Source organism: Acidovorax sp. (assembly GCF_022763525.1).
Lineage (GTDB): Bacteria > Pseudomonadota > Gammaproteobacteria > Burkholderiales > Burkholderiaceae_C > Acidovorax.
Genome location: NZ_JALEGG010000058.1, coordinates 1 through 17,670, shown reverse-complemented (window position 1 = coordinate 17,670; position 17,670 = coordinate 1). Strand labels below are relative to the sequence as shown.

The 17,670-nt window shown below is 65.2% G+C and carries 16 protein-coding genes; 14 read left to right on the top strand and 2 right to left on the bottom strand.

Annotation, left to right across the window (positions count from 1 at the left end):
* From MRY84_RS04360 to MRY84_RS04330, 7 genes are all read left to right on the top strand, one after another.
* Window positions 1-1,161, top strand: a 1,161-nt coding sequence (locus tag MRY84_RS04360) for an ABC transporter substrate-binding protein (RefSeq protein ID WP_291504529.1), incomplete at its 5' end; no start/stop codon positions are given.
* Between the two features lie 91 nt (window positions 1,162-1,252).
* Entirely contained in the window at window positions 1,253-2,374 is a 1,122-nt protein-coding gene (locus tag MRY84_RS04355; RefSeq protein ID WP_291504530.1) for a carbohydrate porin, read from the top strand.
* A gap of 176 nt (window positions 2,375-2,550) precedes the next feature.
* Window positions 2,551-3,432: a sugar ABC transporter permease gene (locus MRY84_RS04350; RefSeq protein ID WP_291504528.1), complete on the top strand. Its 882-nt coding sequence runs from the start codon at window positions 2,551-2,553 to the stop codon at window positions 3,430-3,432.
* Entirely contained in the window at window positions 3,422-4,291 is an 870-nt protein-coding gene (locus MRY84_RS04345; RefSeq protein WP_291504527.1) for a carbohydrate ABC transporter permease, read from the top strand. The genes MRY84_RS04350 and MRY84_RS04345 overlap by 11 nt, the downstream gene beginning before the upstream one ends.
* 12 nt (window positions 4,292-4,303) lie before the next feature.
* Entirely contained in the window at window positions 4,304-5,368 is a 1,065-nt protein-coding gene (locus MRY84_RS04340) for an ABC transporter ATP-binding protein (protein ID WP_291504526.1), read from the top strand.
* 557 nt (window positions 5,369-5,925) lie between these two features.
* Window positions 5,926-6,903, top strand: a complete 978-nt coding sequence (gene glk, locus MRY84_RS04335; RefSeq protein ID WP_291504525.1) for a glucokinase — start codon at window positions 5,926-5,928, stop codon at window positions 6,901-6,903.
* Window positions 6,900-7,337 carry a VOC family protein gene (locus tag MRY84_RS04330; RefSeq protein ID WP_291504524.1) on the top strand — a complete coding sequence of 146 codons (438 nt, stop codon included), beginning with the start codon at window positions 6,900-6,902 and terminating at the stop codon, window positions 7,335-7,337. The genes glk and MRY84_RS04330 overlap by 4 nt, the downstream gene beginning before the upstream one ends.
* A gap of 196 nt (window positions 7,338-7,533) precedes the next feature.
* On the opposite strand, the gene zwf is transcribed toward MRY84_RS04330, so the two are convergent.
* Window positions 7,534-8,988 carry a glucose-6-phosphate dehydrogenase gene (zwf, locus tag MRY84_RS04325; RefSeq protein ID WP_291504523.1) on the bottom strand — a complete coding sequence of 485 codons (1,455 nt, stop codon included), beginning with the start codon at window positions 8,986-8,988 and terminating at the stop codon, window positions 7,534-7,536.
* Between the two features lie 188 nt (window positions 8,989-9,176).
* Between zwf and pgi the strand changes: the two genes are divergently transcribed.
* From pgi to MRY84_RS04310, 3 genes are all read left to right on the top strand, one after another.
* On the top strand, window positions 9,177-10,739 hold the full coding sequence (gene pgi / locus MRY84_RS04320) for a glucose-6-phosphate isomerase (protein WP_291504522.1): 1,563 nt from the start codon (window positions 9,177-9,179) through the stop codon (window positions 10,737-10,739).
* 181 nt (window positions 10,740-10,920) lie between these two features.
* Window positions 10,921-12,147 (top strand): AGE family epimerase/isomerase, encoded by a 1,227-nt coding sequence (locus MRY84_RS04315; protein WP_291504521.1) that lies wholly within the window; start codon window positions 10,921-10,923, stop codon window positions 12,145-12,147.
* Window positions 12,148-12,287: 140 nt separating this feature from the next.
* Window positions 12,288-12,896 carry a DUF305 domain-containing protein gene (locus tag MRY84_RS04310; RefSeq protein ID WP_291504520.1) on the top strand — a complete coding sequence of 203 codons (609 nt, stop codon included), beginning with the start codon at window positions 12,288-12,290 and terminating at the stop codon, window positions 12,894-12,896.
* Window positions 12,897-12,903: 7 nt separating this feature from the next.
* Here the strand turns inward: MRY84_RS04310 and MRY84_RS04305 are convergent, their stop codons facing one another.
* Window positions 12,904-13,836 carry an SMP-30/gluconolactonase/LRE family protein gene (locus MRY84_RS04305; RefSeq protein ID WP_291504519.1) on the bottom strand — a complete coding sequence of 311 codons (933 nt, stop codon included), beginning with the start codon at window positions 13,834-13,836 and terminating at the stop codon, window positions 12,904-12,906.
* Between the two features lie 100 nt (window positions 13,837-13,936).
* Here MRY84_RS04305 and edd point away from each other — a divergent pair, with 100 nt between their 5' ends.
* The 4 genes from edd to MRY84_RS04285 all read left to right on the top strand — a co-directional run.
* On the top strand, window positions 13,937-15,706 hold the full coding sequence (edd, locus tag MRY84_RS04300; protein WP_291504518.1) for a phosphogluconate dehydratase: 1,770 nt from the start codon (window positions 13,937-13,939) through the stop codon (window positions 15,704-15,706).
* 145 nt (window positions 15,707-15,851) lie between these two features.
* Complete coding sequence (gene eda / locus MRY84_RS04295) at window positions 15,852-16,481, top strand: bifunctional 4-hydroxy-2-oxoglutarate aldolase/2-dehydro-3-deoxy-phosphogluconate aldolase (RefSeq protein WP_291504517.1); 630 nt, start codon at window positions 15,852-15,854, stop codon at window positions 16,479-16,481.
* Window positions 16,482-16,666: 185 nt separating this feature from the next.
* On the top strand, window positions 16,667-16,966 hold the full coding sequence (locus MRY84_RS04290; protein WP_291504516.1) for a DUF805 domain-containing protein: 300 nt from the start codon (window positions 16,667-16,669) through the stop codon (window positions 16,964-16,966).
* 319 nt (window positions 16,967-17,285) lie between these two features.
* Window positions 17,286-17,670: TonB-dependent receptor plug domain-containing protein (locus MRY84_RS04285; protein ID WP_291504515.1), on the top strand; the 385-nt coding region annotated here is incomplete at its 3' end.

The following is a 17,670-nucleotide window of genomic DNA, read 5'->3' as shown; positions in this document are numbered from 1 at the left end:
TGGACGTCGGGCGGTGAAGCCAAGTCCGTGGCAGAACTCAAGAAGATCATGCAGGGCAAGGGGCACACCTGGCGTGACTTCGCCGTGGCTGGCGGCGGTGGCGACAGCGCCATGACCGTGCTCAAGAGCCGCGTGATTTCGGGCAATCCGCCTTCTGCCGCCCAGACCAAGGGCCCAGCCATCCAGGAATGGGCGTCCGAAGGCGTGCTGGCCAACATGGATGCGCTGGCCAAGGCCGAGAAGTGGGATGAATTGCTGCCCAAGGTGGTTGCCGACGTCATGAAGTACAAGGGCGCCTACGTGGCCGCCCCCGTCAACGTGCACCGCGTGAACTGGATGTGGGGCAGCGCCGAGGCACTGAAGAAGGCTGGCGTGGCCGCCATGCCCAAGACCTGGGACGAATTCTTCGCCGCGGCCGACAAGCTCAAGGCCGCAGGCCTGGTCCCCGTGGCCCACGGCGGGCAGAACTGGCAGGACTTCACCACGTTTGAGTCGGTGGTGCTGGGCGTCGGCGGCGCCAAGTTTTACCAGGATGCTCTGGTCAAGCTCGACGACAAGGCCATCAACAGCGACACCATGAAGAAGTCGCTCGAGACCTTCCGCCGCATCAAGTCCTACACCGACGCTGGCGCGCCGGGCCGCGACTGGAATCTGGCCACGGCCATGCTCATCCAGGGCAAGGCGGGCTTTCAGCTGATGGGCGACTGGGCCAAGGGTGAGTTCCTGGCGGCCAACAAGGTGCCGGGCAAGGACTTCCTGTGCGCTGCAGCGCCGGGCACGACCACTTCCTACACCTTCAACGTGGATTCCTTCATCCTCTTCAAGCTCAAGGACGCCGCCGCCCAGAAGGCGCAGAGCGACCTGGCCAGCTCCATCATGAGCCCCGAGTTCCAGGAGGTGTTCAACCTGAACAAGGGCTCCATCCCGGTGCGCGCCGGGCAGAAGATGGACAAGTTCGACGATTGCGCCAAGGCCTCGGCCAAGGACTTCGTCGACACCGCTAAGAGCGGCAGCCTGGTGCCCAGCGTAGCCCACGGCATGGCGATCGCGCCCGCCACCGAAGGTGCCATCAAGGACGCCGTCAGCCAGTTCTGGAACGACGACAAGATCAGCGTCGCCGATGCCATGAAGAAGATCGCGACTGCCGCGAAGACCAAGTAAATCCAACCCCGAGGGAATCAACATGATGAAAAGAAACCGCCTCACGGCGGTGGCTTTGGCCGCCGCATGCCTGACGAATGGCGCGATGGCCATGGAAGTCGCCGGCTTTGAGTTCAACGGCTACTCGCGCGGTGGCCCGGTGTTCAACCACGAAGACGGCGTCAAGGGGAACCTGACGCTCGGCGGCGAGCTGCAGAAGTACCGCCTGGGCAACGAAGGCGACAACGGAATCGAAGTCAACTTTGCCCGCACGTTCGAAACCAACGGCATCAAGTGGAAAGTGAACTACATGCCCGCCAAGTGGGGCAGCGGCGACATCAGCACCGAGCAGGCCTATGTGGAGATGAGCGGCTTCTCGTTCTCGCCCGAGGCCAAGTTCTGGGCTGGCCAGCGCCGCCTGCGGATCCAGGACGTGCACATCGTTGACTACTTCCTGCTGAACTACGGTGACAACATCGGCGCGGGCGTCACCGACATTCCCGTCGGCGGCATGAAGCTGGGCCTGGGCGTGTTCACTGGCGACAAATTCGACGGCAACCTGCCGGGCGACGTGAAGGCGCACCGCGTCAACGCCGACCTGTCCGAGATCAACACCAACCCCGGCGGCAAGCTGCGCGTGCTGCTGACGGCCGTGGGCGGCAAGAACCAGGTGGGCGGCGGCTCGGGCTCGGGCATCTCCTTCATGCACACGCAAAAGGAATTCCTGCTGCCCAGCATCACCAACACGCTGTACCTGCAGACCTCCCGCGGCCATGCCCGTATCGATGGCGAATTTGAAGCCATCGACGGCACCCGTGCCGGCCGCCGCTCCACGCGGATTGCCGACTCCATCAACTGGCAAAGCGGTCCGTTCGGTGGCCAGGCCCTCATCGGCTACCAGACCAACAAGGCCGACCTGACCGGTGTGGAGACCAAGGATTTCTCACTGGGTGCGCGCGGTTCGTACGCTTTCAGCAAGAACTTCAAGATGTTGGCCGAGCTGTCCACCACCACCCGCAAGGGCAACACGGGGCCGGACCAGCGCCTGTCCAAGGCCACGCTGGCGGGCGCCCTGGCGCTGTCGGAAGACTTCTGGTCGCGCCCCGAGTTGCGCCTGTACGTGACCAAGGCCAACTGGAACCAGGCCGCCGCGCTGGCCAATGCGGCCACGTTTGGCGCCGGTGGCAAGACCTCGCGCACGCTGGTGGGCGTGCAGTACGAGGTCTGGTGGTAAACCGGTGATTGCAGCGCTGGGCCTCGGAGGCTTTCCCCAGGGTGTGCATCCTGCGGTCCGGCACTGGAATTGTGATTGAGTGAGTTTGCGAGGTTACTTTGTTCAGTTTGGGGGGCACTCCTGCGTGTCCCCCGCTTTTTTTCCATGCAGGACGATGACAAACACATTCCGCAGCCATGAACAAGAACACCTTTGAGACATGGCTGCCCAAGCTGGTCGTGACGCCGGCTTTTGTTCTGGGCTTTGCGTTCATCTACGGCCTGATGCTGTGGAACGGCATTCTCAGCATGACCGCGTCGCGCATGCTGCCCAACTACGAATGGGCGGGCCTGGCGCAGTACGAGCGCCTGTGGGAGATGGACCGCTGGTGGGTGGCCCTCAAGAACCTGGGCATCTTCGGCGTGGGCTACGTGGGCGGGTCGCTCGCCATCGGCGTGGTGCTGGCCGTGCTGCTGGACCAGAAGATCCGCGCCGAAGGCGCGCTGCGCACCATCTACCTGTACCCCATGGCACTGTCGTTCGTGGTGACGGGAACGGCCTGGAAGTGGCTGCTGAACCCGGGCCTCGGCATCGAAAAAATGGTGCGCGACTGGGGTTTTCCCAACTTTGAATTTGGCTGGCTGGTGGACACCGAGATGGCCATCTACTGCGTGGTCATTGCGGGCATCTGGCAGAGCGCAGGTTTTGCGATGGCGCTGTTCCTGGCGGGCCTGCGAGGCATCGACGACAGCATCATCAAGGCGGCGCAGGTCGATGGCGCCTCGCTGCCGCGCATCTACTGGCGCATTGTGCTGCCCGCGCTGCGGCCGGTGTTCTTCTCCACGCTCATGGTGCTGTCGCACCTGGCGATCAAGAGCTTTGACCTGGTGATGGCACTCACCGCCGGTGGCCCAGGTTTTGCCACCGACGTGCCGGCCACCTTCATGTACACGATGTCGTTCTCGCGCGGGCAGATTGGCCTGGGCGCGGCCAGCGCCACCATGATGCTGGCCACCGTGGCGGCCCTGGTGATTCCTTACCTTTACAGCGAACTGCGGACCAAAGCCCATGACCGCTAAGCCCTCTTTGTTCCCCTCCGTGGGCCGTCTGCTCGTCTACGCGGTGCTGGCCCTGGCCACCGCCTTCTTTCTGCTGCCGCTGTACGCGATGCTCGTCACGTCGTTCAAGGACGCCGAAGAGATCCGCAGCACCTCGCTGCTGGCGCTGCCGGGTTCGCTGAACTGGTCGGCCTGGGGCACGGCCTGGCAGAGCGCTTGCACCGGCGTGGACTGCAATGGCCTGCGCCCGTTCTTCATGAACTCGGTGGCCATGGCCGTGCCTGCGGTGCTCATCTCCACCGTGTGGGGCGCTGTCAACGGCTATGTGCTCAGCCTGTGGAAGTTTCGCGGCAGCGATGTACTGTTTGGCCTGCTGCTGTTCGGCGTGTTCATGCCCTTCCAGGTGGTGCTGCTGCCCATGAGCCAGGTGCTGGGTTGGCTGGGTCTGTCCAGCTCCATCACCGGGCTGGTGCTGGTGCACTGCCTGGCGGGCCTCGCGGGCACCACGCTGTTCTTCCGCAATTACTACGCGGCCATTCCGAAGGAACTGGTGAACGCGGCCCGCATGGATGGCGCCAGCTTCTTCCAGATCTTCTGGCGCATCGTGCTGCCGCTGTCCACGCCCATCGTGATGGTCACGCTGATCTGGCAGTTCACCAACATCTGGAACGACTTCCTGTTCGGCGTGGTGTTCTCGGGCACCGACTCCAAGCCGGTGACCGTGGGCCTGAACAACCTGGCCAACACCAGCAGCAGTGTGAAGGCCTACAACGTGGACATGGCGGCCGCCATCATCGCGGGCCTGCCGACCATGGTGATCTACGTTCTTGCAGGCAAGTTTTTCGTGCGCGGTCTCACGGCCGGTGCAGTCAAGGGTTAAGGGTTAGAAATCATGGCGTCATCACTCGACATCGCGGGCATCAACAAGCGCTTCGGCAAGGGCGACAAAAGCGTGGAGGTACTGCGCAAGGTGGACATCCACGTCGCACCGGGCGAGTTCCTCATCCTGGTCGGCCCCTCGGGTTGCGGCAAGTCCACGCTGCTCAACATCATTGCGGGGCTGGACGAGCCCACCGAGGGCGAGATCCGCATCGGTGGCAAGAACGTGGTGGGCATGCCCCCGCGCGACCGTGACATCGCCATGGTGTTCCAGAGCTACGCGCTGTACCCCACGCTCTCCGTGGCCGACAACATCGGCTTTGCGCTGGAGATGCGCAAGATGCCCAAGGCCGAGCGCCAAAAACGCATCGACGAAGTCGCGGCCATGCTGCAGATCAGCCACTTGCTCGACCGCCGCCCCAGCCAGCTCTCGGGCGGCCAGCGCCAGCGCGTGGCCATGGGCCGGGCCCTGGCGCGCCAGCCGCAGCTCTTCCTGTTCGACGAGCCGCTGTCCAACCTGGACGCCAAGCTGCGTGTGGAGATGCGCGCCGAAATCAAGCGCCTGCACCAGGCCAGCGGCATCACCAGCGTGTACGTGACGCACGACCAGGTCGAGGCCATGACGCTGGGCTCGCGCATTGCCGTGATGAAGGGCGGCGTGGTGCAGCAGCTGGGCACGCCCGACGAAATCTACAACCGCCCGGCCAACACCTATGTGGCCACCTTTATCGGCTCCCCCACCATGAACCTGCTGCGCGGCGGCGTGCAGGCGGCCGGGCAGTTCGGCATTGAGGGCGCATCCCTGCCCCTCGCGCCTCCCACCTCCACGCCCGAGATGCTGTTGGGCGTGCGGCCTGAGCACCTGCAGATGCGAGACGATGCGCCCTGGCGCGGCACGGTGAGCGTGGTGGAGCCGACCGGCCCGGACACCTACGTGATGGTGGACACCGCTGCGGGTAACGTCACGCTACGTACCGATGCGCAAACCCGGGTACAGCCGGGCGACCATGTGGGCTTGGCGGTGGAGCCGGCCAACGCGCATTGGTTCAACGCCAAGACCGAAGAGCGCGTGGCCTGAGAGGCAGAGAGTCTTTGCCGCAGCCTGCCATGCACGCCAAAACACGCCGGCATGCCGCAAGCAAAGGCTCGCCATCGCCTGAGCTATGGCTGTGCTTTGCAACTAGTGTTCTGTCCCGCAAATAAATGCCAATGAAACCGCGTCTTTCACGCCAGGGCTGCGTTGCAAATCCTCGCGATAGCACTGGCTATCGCTGCGGTTTGCGCCTTGCCCTGGCGCGAAATCCATAGGTTTTATTTCGTCATCTATTTACGGGACAGGACACTCGATCCGAAGCGTTTTCGCGCGCCTTTCTGGCTTGTCCATAAAACCTCAGCCTCTGACCGGTCGCGCCTCCAAACGCCTTCACGCGTTCACGCTCAGACTGTCCAAAGCGCCGCGCAGTGCGGGCTTCCGCAGGTCGAGGCGTGCGCTGCCGTGTGGAGGCCCACCGGCGGAAGGGCCTTTGGTCTTCCTTGCCACTGTGTTTTAGGGTAAAACGGCCTCTGTCGCTTATCTGGCAAGCGCAAGCAGCTATAGTATTTGTAGCTACAAGTAGTTTCAACCTTCTACGCCCCATGCAACCACTGCGCCTCCTTGCCGACATTGGCGGCACCAACATCCGGCTGGCCTGGCAGGACTCGCCCACCGGCCCGCTCCACGACACCCGCGTGCTGCCTTGCGCGCAGTTCCCCACCGTCGATGCCGCGCTGTCGGCTTACCTGAAGGACGTGGGCGTGCCCGTGCCGCGCGAGGCGGCGTTTGGCATTGCCAACCCGGTGACGGGCGACGCCATCCGCATGACCAACCACAGCTGGAGCTTTTCGCAGCGCGCGGTGCGCGAAGCCTTCGGCTTCGAGCGGCTGGTGGTCATCAATGATTTCACGGCGCTTGCGCTCGCGCTGCCGCTGCTCACGCCTGACCTGCTGCGTCAGGTGGGGGGCGGCGAAGCTGTGCAGGGCAGCGCCATCGCGCTCGTCGGGCCGGGGACAGGGCTCGGCGTGTCGGGGCTGGTGTTCCCGCCGGGGTCCAGCATGGGCGTGCCGCTGTCGGGCGAGGGCGGCCACGTCACGCTGGCCGCGCAGACGCAGCGCGAGTTCGACGTGCTCGCCATCCTGCAGGAACGTTACGGCCATGTGTCCGCCGAGCGTGCTGTCTGCGGCGCGGGCCTGGTGGACCTGTACCACGCGCTGCGCCGCCTGGCACAGCGCGGCGGCAAGGAGGTCAGCTCTGCCGCGCAGGTGACCGAACTGGCGCTGCAATCCAAGGATGCCTTGGCGCTGGAGGCGCTGGACCTGTTCTGCGGCTTCCTGGGCAGCGTGGCGGGCAACCTGGCGCTCACCCTGGGGGCGCGGGGTGGCGTGTACCTGGGCGGGGGCATCGTGCCGCGCCTGGGCACGTGGTTCGATCAATCCTCGTTCCGTGCACGGTTCGAATCCAAAGGGCGGTTTCAGTCCTACCTCGCTTCCATTCCTTGCTGGATCATCGACCCCAGCGTCACGCCCGCGCTGTATGGCGCGTCGCGCGCGCTCGATATTGCCGGCTCCGAAGGATGAGCGGTGGCCTGAACCCGTTGCCCGCGCTGGCGCCTCCGCTACAGGTCCGCGGCGTGCACCACGTAGCCATCATCGCGAGCGACTACGCGCGCTCGCGCCGCTTCTACACCGAGGTGCTGGGCCTAAGGGTGATGAACGAAGTCTTCCGGACCGAGCGCCAGTCGCACAAGCTGGATCTGGCGTTGCCGGACGGTTCGCAGGTGGAGCTTTTTTCCTTCCCCCAACCACCTCCACGCCCGTCCTATCCCGAGGCCTGCGGCCTGCGTCACCTGGCTTTGCGCGTTGCCGATGTGGAGGCCAGCGTGGCCGCGCTGGTGGCGCATGGTGTGGCGGTAGAGCCGGTGCGTGTCGATCCGTTCACCGGCGCACCGTTCACCTTTTTTGCCGACCCGGACGGCCTTCCCATTGAACTGGTGGGACCGCGGCCGGTATAGGCACGCCCGCGCGGCGTGCCAAGTGAATGCTCCGGAACCTGTCGCTGATGGCATGGCGCTGCACTTCAAAATTGGCGCAGCCCGCACCAGCGGCAGCCGTGCAAGGGCCGCCCCGCCGCACGGGCTGCGTCTCCCTTCCCGAATGGTGCAGCCATTCGAGAGAAGGGGGAAGGCGCGAGGCGCCTCAGGGGGATGCCTACATTTCTTCACTCCAGCAATACCCATCGCGCGCAATCATCGCGCTGGCCGCGCTCGGACCCCAGCTGCCGGGTGCATAGGGGCGAGGACCCACTGGGTCGTTCTTCCAGTGCTGCAGGATGGGCTCCACCCAGCGCCAGGCTTCTTCCTGCTCGTCGCTGCGCACGAACAGGTTGAGGCGGCCGGCGATCACGTCGAGCAGCAGGCGTTCGTAGGCGCCCACGCGCTCGGTGCCAAAGCGCTGGTCGAAGTCCAGGTTCAGGTGCACCTGCGACAGGGCCGGCTCCGTCTGGTGCTGGGCCGCGCCCTGGGCCAGCAGGTGCAGCTCCAGCCCGTCCTTGGGCTGCAGGTTGATGACCAGCCGGTTGGCGGCGCCGACAGGGGTCTTGAAGATCGGATGCGGCACAGGGCGGAAGTTGACGACGATGTGCGCATCGCGCCCCGCCAAACGCTTGCCGGTGCGGATGTAGAACGGTACGCCGGCCCAGCGCCAGTTGGAGATCTCGGTGCGCAGCGCGACGAAAGTCTCGGTGGTGCTGTCCGGGGCCACACCCTTTTCCTGCAGGTAGCCCAGCACGTTGTGGCCGTGGGTCTTTCCGGCCGCATACTGGCCGCGGATCACATGCTGTCCGATGGTTTCCATGCTCCAGGGCTTGAGCGACTGCAGCACCTTGAGCTTTTCATCGCGGATGGCGTTGGCGCTGGAGTTGATCGGGGGCTCCATGCCAATTGCGCACAAGAGCTGCAGCGCGTGGTTTTGCACCATGTCCCGCAGGGCGCCGGTCTGGTCGTAGAACGCGCCGCGCGTTTCCACGCCCAGCTCCTCGGCAATGGTGATCTGGATGTTGGCAATCGTTTCGCGCCGCCAGAGGGGCTCGAACAGCGCATTGCCAAAGCGCATGGCAAACAGGTTCTGCACCGAGGGCTTGCCCAGGTAGTGGTCGATGCGAAAGACCTGCTCTTCCTTGAGCACGCGGCGCAGGGTGTCGTTGATGGCCTGGTTGGACTTCAGGTCGTGGCCCAGCGGCTTTTCCAGCACCACGCGGGTGGTGGGGCCGTTCAGGCCGACGGCGGCGATCTGCTCGCACACGTTGGTGAACAGGCTGGGCGCGGTGGCTACATACATCACCACCGAATCCGCGCCCCGCTCGCGCAGCAGGGCCGCCAGGCGTGCGTAGTCGTCGGTCTTGGACAGATCCATGCGCAGGTAGTGCAGCAGCGCGCCAAAGCGTTCGAATTCGTCCGGGGTGGGGCGCTTGGCCAGTTCCACGCTGTCAAACCGCGACTGGATCAGGCTGCGGTATTGTTCATGGCTCAATTCGTCGCGTGCTACCGCAATGATTCGGCCCCCCTCGGGCAGCGTGCCGTGCCGGAACGCCTGGAACAGCGCGGGCATGAGCTTGCGCCAGGCCAGGTCGCCAGTGCCGCCAAACAGGACAAGGTCAAAACTCATGGGGTCTCCGTATCAGGGGTGTCGTGGTGCGCGTGATGGCGGGAAATTGTAATCTCGTTACATCGAAATGTGTAGGTCAAGAGGCCGCCAGGCGGATTTTGCCCTTGAAGTTACATAAAAATATGCGCGAGGTTGTGTAATCAAGTTACTATCGCGCCGATTTTCTCGTCACCTCATCTGAACCGACCATGTCCCTCCGTTGCGATCAAACTCCGCAGTGGCCTCAGCTGCAGGCCGCGTTCTCCGCCCACGGCAGCCGCCTGGACCTGCGGGAAGCCTTTGCCAGCGATGCGCAGCGCTTTCGGCATTTCAGCCAGCAAGCGCCCCAGGTGTTTGCCGATCTGTCGAAGAACCTGTGGGACGCCGACACCGAGGCGCTGCTGCTGGACATGGCGCGTGCGTGCGGCCTCCCGCAGCACCGCGATGCCATGTTCGCCGGCCAGCCCATCAACAGCACGGAGGGCCGTGCCGTGCTGCACACGCTGCTGCGCCGCCCCCGGGGCCTGGCGCTGCCCGGCGATGGGCCGGACATCGCCCAGAATCTGGCCGAGGTGCACACCACGCTGGACGCCATGCTGGCCTATGCCGATGCGGTGCGCGCGGATAGCAGCATCACCGATGTGGTCAACATTGGCATCGGCGGTTCGGACCTCGGCCCGCACATGGCCGTGCTGGCGCTGGAGCAGTTCCGTGACCAGGGCAAGCGGCTGCATTTCGTCTCCAACGTGGACGGCCACGAACTGCACACGGTGCTGCAGTCGCTCAAGGCCAGGAGCACGCTGTTCCTCATCGCCTCCAAGACCTTCACCACCGCCGAAACCATGACCAACGCGCGCTCGGCCCTGGCATGGTTTGCGGCAGAGGGCGGGCAGGATGTGGGGCGCCACTTCGCGGCGCTCACCACCAACGTCGAGGCCGCGAAGGCACTGGGCATCACCACCACGTTCGGTTTCTGGGACTGGGTGGGTGGGCGCTATTCCCTGTGGTCCGCCATCGGCCTGCCCATCGCCGTGGCGATTGGCTCGGCGGGCTTTCGCGACCTGCTGGCGGGAGCGCATGCCATGGACGAACACTTTCGCACCGCGCCGCTGGCACAGAACCTGCCAGTGCGCCTGGGCCTGCTGGATGTGTGGTACCGCAATTTCCATGGCTTCACCAGCCGCTGCATCGCGCCCTACCACGCGGCGCTGCGCCGCCTGTCGGCCTATCTGCAGCAACTCGAGATGGAGAGCAACGGCAAGCGCGTGGGGCTGGATGGCCAGCCGCTGGCCTATGCCACGTCGCCCGTGCTGTGGGGCGAGCCGGGCACCAACGGCCAGCACGCGTTCTTCCAGATGCTGCACCAAGGCACCGACGTGGTACCGCTGGAGCTGATTGCCGTGCGCCAGCCCACCCACCCGCTGGAAGGCCACCACAACAAGCTCCTGGCCAACGCCCTGGCGCAGGCCCAGGCGCTGATGGTGGGCAAGAAGGGCGAAGATGGCCATCGCCACTTTCCGGGCAACCGGCCCAGCACCTTCCTGCTGCTGGATGAACTGAGCCCTGCTTCGCTGGGCGCGCTGATTGCGCTGCAGGAGCACCGCGTGTTCGTGAGCGGCAGCCTGTGGCGCATCAACAGCTTCGATCAGTGGGGCGTGGAGTTGGGCAAGGTGCTGGCCAAGGACATCGAAGCGCGCCTGGACAGTGGCGACGCTGCGGGCCTGGATGGATCGACGGCAGGGTTGCTTGAGCGTCTTCGCACCGGCCACTGAACCCCTCAACCCAGCACGGTAGCCGCACCCCTACCGTTCGCTGAGCTTGTCGAAGCCCTGCGCGGCGTCTCGCCAGCATGCAGCCCCACTGATAAAAATACAAATCCGTTCACGCTGAGCTGTCGAAGTGCCGCGCAATGGCGGGACACGCTCAGCCCGAACGCTCCAGGAGATATCCACCATGACTGCGTCCCTGCCGGACTTCCGCTCCGCCGACTTCCTGCGCCAGCACCTGCGCGAGACCATGGCGTTCTACGATCCCGTGGCCACCGATCCCAGTGGCGGCATGTACCACTTCTTCCTGGACGACGGCACGGTCTACGACACGCACACCCGCCACCTGGTCAGCGCCACGCGCTTTGTCGTCACGCATGCCATGCTCTACCGCACGACGGGCGAGGCGCGGTACCAGCAAGGGATGCGACACGCGCTCACGTTCCTGCGCACCGCGTTTCTCGACCCTGCCACGGGCGGGTACGCCTGGCTCATCGACTGGCAGGGCGGCCGCGCCATGGTGCTGGACGGCACGCGGCACTGCTACGGCATGGCGTTTGTGATGCTGGCCTATGCGCGGGCTTTGGAAGCCGGGGTGCCTGAAGCGCGAGGCTGGCTGGGCGAAGCCTTTGATACCGCCGAGCAGCGCTTCTGGCAGTCCGCGCCGGGCTTGTACGCCGACGAGGCAACGCCCGATTGGATGCTGACGGACTACCGCGGCCAGAACGCCAACATGCACGCCTGCGAAGCCATGATCTCGGCTTTTCGTGCCACCGGGGAGCAGCGCTACATCCAGCGCGCCGAACAGCTCGCGCAGGGCATCTGCCAGCGCCAGGCCGCGTTGTCGGACCGCGCCTCTGCGCCGGCGACCGAAGGCTGGGTGTGGGAGCACTACCACGCGGACTGGTCGGTGGACTGGGAGTACAACCGCCACGACCGCACCAACATCTTCCGCCCCTGGGGCTACCAGGTCGGCCACCAGACCGAATGGGCCAAGCTCCTGCTGCAGCTGGATGCCTTGGCGCCCGCCGACTGGTATCTACCGTGCGCGCGGTTCCTGTTCGACTCGGCGCTCGAAAAGGGCTGGGATGCCGTGCACGGCGGCATCTTCTACGGCATGGCGCCCGACGGCAGCATCTGTGACGACGGCAAATACCACTGGGTGCAGGCCGAAAGCATGGCGGCCGCCGCCGTGCTGGCGGTGCGCACGGGCGATGAGCGCTACTGGCAGTGGTACGACCGCATCTGGACCTATTGCTGGGAGCACTTTGTGGACCACGACCACGGCGCGTGGTTTCGCATCCTGGACGGCGCCAACCGCAACCACACCCGCGAGAAGAGCAACGCGGGGAAGGTGGACTATCACAACATGGGGGCGTGTTATGACGTCTTGTCCGCGCTGAAAGATATCTGAGGCTGGGCAATTCAAGCGGAAGGCCAGTGTCGTAGCTCTCACCCCGCAGGCGCAATCGGCGTGGGACTACAGAGTCGAGGATGGCTTCCAGGCTACGGTGGCTGGCAGAGGTGTCGTCCGGCGCCGGTATCGGAGTGGTCATGAATACCCAAGCCAATCCCCATTCACAGCGCGCAAAGGCAGAGTCGCGCCTCAGCAGCCATGACCATGAGCATGGCGAGCCGGGGGATCACTCGATGAAGATGGGAAGTTACCCGCGCTTCTGGGTAATGGTTGCGGCTTCAACCGCCCTGGGGTGGGGCGCAATGTATCTCAACACTTATCAGCTCGACCATGTGTTCTTCAGCTGGACCCGCGTTTTCATGGCAATGATCATGGGTGGCCTCATGACTGCGGTGATGATGGGACTCATGTGGACCATGTATCCGGATAAGCAGATGAATCGAACTGTGCTGGGTGTGGCCGCTGTCCTGTTCATTGCGGGTCTTGGCCTCGTCCGGTCTCAGGTAACCGTTAATGACATCGCCTATATGCGCGCCATGATTCCGCACCATTCCATTGCCGTGCTGACCAGCAGCCGTGCGCGCATAGAAGATCCGCGCGTTCGCGAGTTGGCGGATGAGATCATTGATGCGCAGGTGCGGGAGATCGCAGAAATGAAGATGCTCATCCAGAATATTGAGCGAGATGGGCCGCGAGGTTCCACACATCTGCCTGCCCGTGCGGCTGGTACTGCCCCGAAAAGGTAGTGGTGCTTCACGAGTGGAGCGCTGTGGTCGTCTCTGGCGGATTGAAGAAATTGACCGGCAGCCCGGCCACCTCTACCCGGGTGCTGAACAGCGACCCCGCGGGGACCTGCGCCGACTGTTCGTCCAGAGGCCTCCCCGCCCTTGCCGACGTGATGTACATCGTCCGCAAATCCTCCCCCCCAAAACACACCATGGTCGGGCACTGCACCGGGACTTCAATGCGCTGCAGCACCTTGCCCGCTGGCGACAGCTGCAGCACACACGCCCCCTCGTACATCGCCACCCAGTAGTTGCCTTCCGCGTCCACCGCCGCGCCATCGGGTCGGCCCCCGTAGGGCTGGCCTTCCACCTTCCGGTCGAACTGCACCCAAGGCTGGCGATTGCTGATAGAGCCGGTGGCTACATCGAAGTCAAATCGGTCGATGCGGTGCTCTGGTGTGTTGGACCAGTACATGATCCGGTTGTCGGGGCTGAACGCGAGCCCGTTGGCGGTGAAGTTGTCGCCCGCCATGTGCTGCACGGTGTAGCCCTCGCTGGAGGCCGACAGTCGCCACAGCGCGGCGTCCGGCGCCGTGCGGGGCGTGATGACCGAGCCCGCCCAGAAGCGGCCCGCGGTGTCGCAGCGGCCATCGTTCAGGCGCAGCACGCGGGTGTCGTGCCGGGCTGGGGGCAGGGCGGCCAGCAGGCTGATGGCACCGCTGACGGTGTCCAGCTGGTAGAAGCCGTCACGTAACCCGATTACCAATCTTTTCTCGCTAGCAGGTGCGCAGCAGCCCGGTTCGCTGGGGGTTTTCCATTGCCGGTGCTGACCGTCCGCGGGGTTCCAGGCGTTGATGGTCAAACCTTGAATATCGCACCAGTAGAGGCAGTTTTCCTCCGGGTGCCAGAACGGCGATTCGCCCAGTTCGGAGGGGGGAAGGGGCAGAACTTGCAAGGTCATGGGTTGAAGCGTGGTGGTTATCGAGTTACATTCTAGGGCACCCCAATAGCAGCCCCACGGCCGACCCGGCCCGAAGGCCCACCCACCGATGGAGCACCCCATGCATTCAGTCGTAGCGCGCGTGACCGAGCGCATCATCCAGCGCAGCCAGGACACCCGCGCCGCCTACCTTGCGGTCATCGACCACATGCTGGCCCGCAAGCCCACCCAGGACCGCATGGGCTGCGCCAACCTGGCCCACGCCTATGCGGCGCTGCCCGGCGCCGACAAGTTCAAGATCACGGTCGAAAAAGCGCCCAACATCGGCGTGGTCACGGCCTACAACGACATGCTGTCGGCCCACCAGCCGTACCAGAGTTACCCCGCCATCCTGCGCGACGAAGCCGCCCAGCGCGGCGCCACGGTGCAGGTGGCCGGTGGCGTGCCCGCGATGTGCGACGGCGTCACGCAGGGCACGCCCGGAATGGAGCTATCGCTGTTCTCGCGGGATGCCATTGCCATGGCCACGGCGGTAGCGCTGTCCCACGATGTGTTCGATGGCGCGCTGCTGCTGGGCGTGTGCGACAAGATCGTGCCCGGGCTGCTCATCGGCGCATTGCACTATGGGCACCTGCCCTGCGTGTTCGTGCCTGCCGGGCCCATGGGCACGGGCCTGTCGAACAAGGACAAGTCCAAGGTGCGCGAACAGTACGCGCAAGGGCTGGTGGGGCGCGATGAGCTGCTCAAGGCCGAATCCGCCGCGTACCACAGCCCCGGCACCTGCACGTTCTATGGAACGGCCAACAGCAACCAGATGCTGCTCGAAGCCATGGGCCTGCACGTGCCTGGCGCGGCCTTCGCGCCGCCCGGCACCGAAGAGCGCGAAGCCTTTACGCGCCAGGCGGTGCGCACGGTGCTCGACATTGGCCAGCGGGGCCAGCGCTTCACGCCCATCGGGCGGCTGGTGGACGAGCGCTGCATCGTCAACGCCATGGTGGCGCTGCTGGCCACGGGCGGGTCCACCAACCATTTGATCCACTGGGTGGCGATTGCCCGCAGCGCGGGCATCCTCATCGACTGGTCGGACTTTGATGAACTCTCATCCGCCGTGCCCCTGCTGGCCCGCGTGTACCCCAATGGCGAGGCCGACGTGAACCAGTTCCAGGCCGCAGGCGGCCCGCCGTGGATCCTGCGCGAGCTGCTGTCCGGCGGCTTCATGCACCCCGATGTGATGAGCGTGAACGCAGGCGGCATTGCCGAAGGAGGGCAGGGCGCCCCGGCCGTGTCGGGCGATGAATCCGTCCTGCGGCCGGTGTCCAAACCCTTCTCGCCGACCGGCGGCCTGCGGCTGCTGCAAGGGCGCCTGGGCCGTGCAGTCATCAAGGTGTCCGCCGTGCCGGAAGATCGCCACATCATCGAAGCGCCTGCGCGCGTGTTCGATTCGCAAGAGGCACTGCTCGCCGCCTTCAGCGCGGGCGAGGTGCAGCAGGACATGGTCGCGGTGGTGCGGTTCCAGGGGCCGCAGGCCAACGGCATGCCTGAGCTGCACAAGCTCACGCCCCCGCTGGCCGTGCTGCAGAACCAGGGCTTCAAGGTGGCCCTGGTGACGGATGGCCGCATGAGCGGCGCATCGGGCAAGGTGCCCGCCGCCATCCACGTGACGCCCGAAGCCATGGCCGGAGGGCCGCTGGCCAAGGTGCTCGATGGCGACATCGTGCGGCTGGACGCTGTGGCGGGCACGCTCGATGTCCTGGTTGACGAAGCCATCTGGGCGGCCCGCCCCGTGGCGCCATACACCGCGCCCCCCGCCACCGGCTTTGGCCGCGAACTGTTTGCGAACTTCCGCCGCCACGCTGGCGGCGCCGAACAGGGCGCCTGCACATGGTTGTAAAGATCTCCCCCTGAGCTGCTTCGCGCGTCTTCCCCCGAGGAGGACGCCACCGGTGGCCTGGCAAGGCCAGTTCCACGGTGGCCCTGGTATGGGCGTTGCGCCAGTTTCATAAGCCGCTTTCGGCACACAGTCACAAGGAAAAACCATGAATCCGCTTGATATTGCCAGCCACGGCCCCGTCATCCCCGTCATCGTGATCGACCGCGTCGAAGACGCATTGCCCCTGGCCGAGGCTTTGCTGGCTGGTGGCGTAAAGGTGCTGGAGGTGACGCTGCGCACCGCCGCGGGCCTGCCCGCCATTGAGACCATTGCCCGTAACCTGCCGGAGGCGGTGGTGGGGGTAGGCACCGTGCTCAACGCCGACGATGCGCGCCGCGCCAGCGAGGCGGGTGCACGCTTTGCGGTGAGCCCGGGCTACACGTCCGAGGTGGGCAGCGCCTGCAAGCGGCTCGATCTGCCATTGCTGCCCGGCGTGGCCACGTCCAGCGAGATCATGGCGGCGCTGGCCGACGGCTTTTCGTTCCTGAAGCTCTTTCCGGCCGAGGCGGCGGGCGGCATTCCGCTGCTCAAGGCCTGGGCCAGTCCGTTCGGTCAGGTCAGCTTCTGCCCCACGGGCGGCATCAGCCAGGCCACCGCGGCCAACTACCTCGCGCTGCCCAACGTGCGCTGCGTGGGCGGCTCATGGCTCACGCCGGGCGATGCGATGCGCGCAGGCGACTGGGCCCGCATCACCCAGATGGCGCGTGAGACGCAAGCCTTGCGCGAGGCCGCGTAACGCACGGTCCGGACGGAGCCCTTCCACGGGGTCAGGGCTGCTCGCCCGAGCTGGCTGTGGTGCCTCGGCACAAAAGGGTGAGGTGCGCGGCGCCCGGGTAGACGCGCCGCCGTGCGCCCGCCTATGATCACTGCGGGGTTTCGCCCCGCCACAACGCTTCACGTTTTAGAGAGAGGGAGTTCTGTATGGATTTTGTTTCGGCTGTCAAAAGCTGCCTGGGGCAGTACGCCGGTTTCTCGGGCCGCGCGGTGCGCTCCGAGTTCTGGTGGTTTTTCCTGTTCCAGATCATCGTCATGGTGATCGCCAGCTTCCTGGGGGATGTGGTTTCCGGCATCGTCTCCATTGCCTTGCTGCTGCCCGCATTTGCGGTGGGTGCCCGCCGTCTGCACGACGTCGGCCGTTCCGGCTGGTGGCAGCTGCTGACGCTGACCGGCATTGGCGTGCTGGTGCTGATCTACTGGTGGGTGCAGCCCAGCGAGGCCTGATTCCCGCGCTCTCACGGATTCCGCGACCCGCCCTTGCCAAACCCGCTGGCCGCCCGGCCAGCGGGTTTTCTCATGGGCCAGTGCCATGGCGGCGGTCGAAGGCGGACAAGCCGGCGCCTGCGCCACCGGCCGGAGAAAAAGGCTGAAAAGCGGCTCTAGCGCTGATTTGAAAAGCGCTGGCAGCTATAAAAATTGAAGCGAAAAATGCGCTGCGGCGACACGCGTTGTTGTTGTCGTACGACACCGTGCGCTGCCAATGGCGGGCAGTGGGTTTTGGTTTTTAAAATGGTAATCATTCTTATTATCATTTGTAAAAATCATGAACCTCCAGCTGCGACAGACCGCCCTGTGCACCGCCATCGCCCTGGCCTTTGGCGTCACACCCGCGTGGGTGGCCGCCCAAGTGGCGGGTGCCACCTTGTCCGAAGTGCGAGTGGATGCCAGTGCCGAGAAGGAATCCGCCACTGCCCCGGTGGTGGGCTACCGCGCGCGCAATGCGGCCACAGCCACCAAGACCGATACACCGCTGTCGGAAACACCCCAGTCCGTCACCGTGGTCACACGCGACCAGATGGTGGACCAAGGCGCCACCACCTTCCAGGAGGCGCTGCTGTACGCGGCTGGCGTGCGCAGCGACGCCTACGGGCTGGACAGCCGTTCTGACAGCGTGCGCGTGCGCGGCAGCTCGCCAGACACCTACCTCG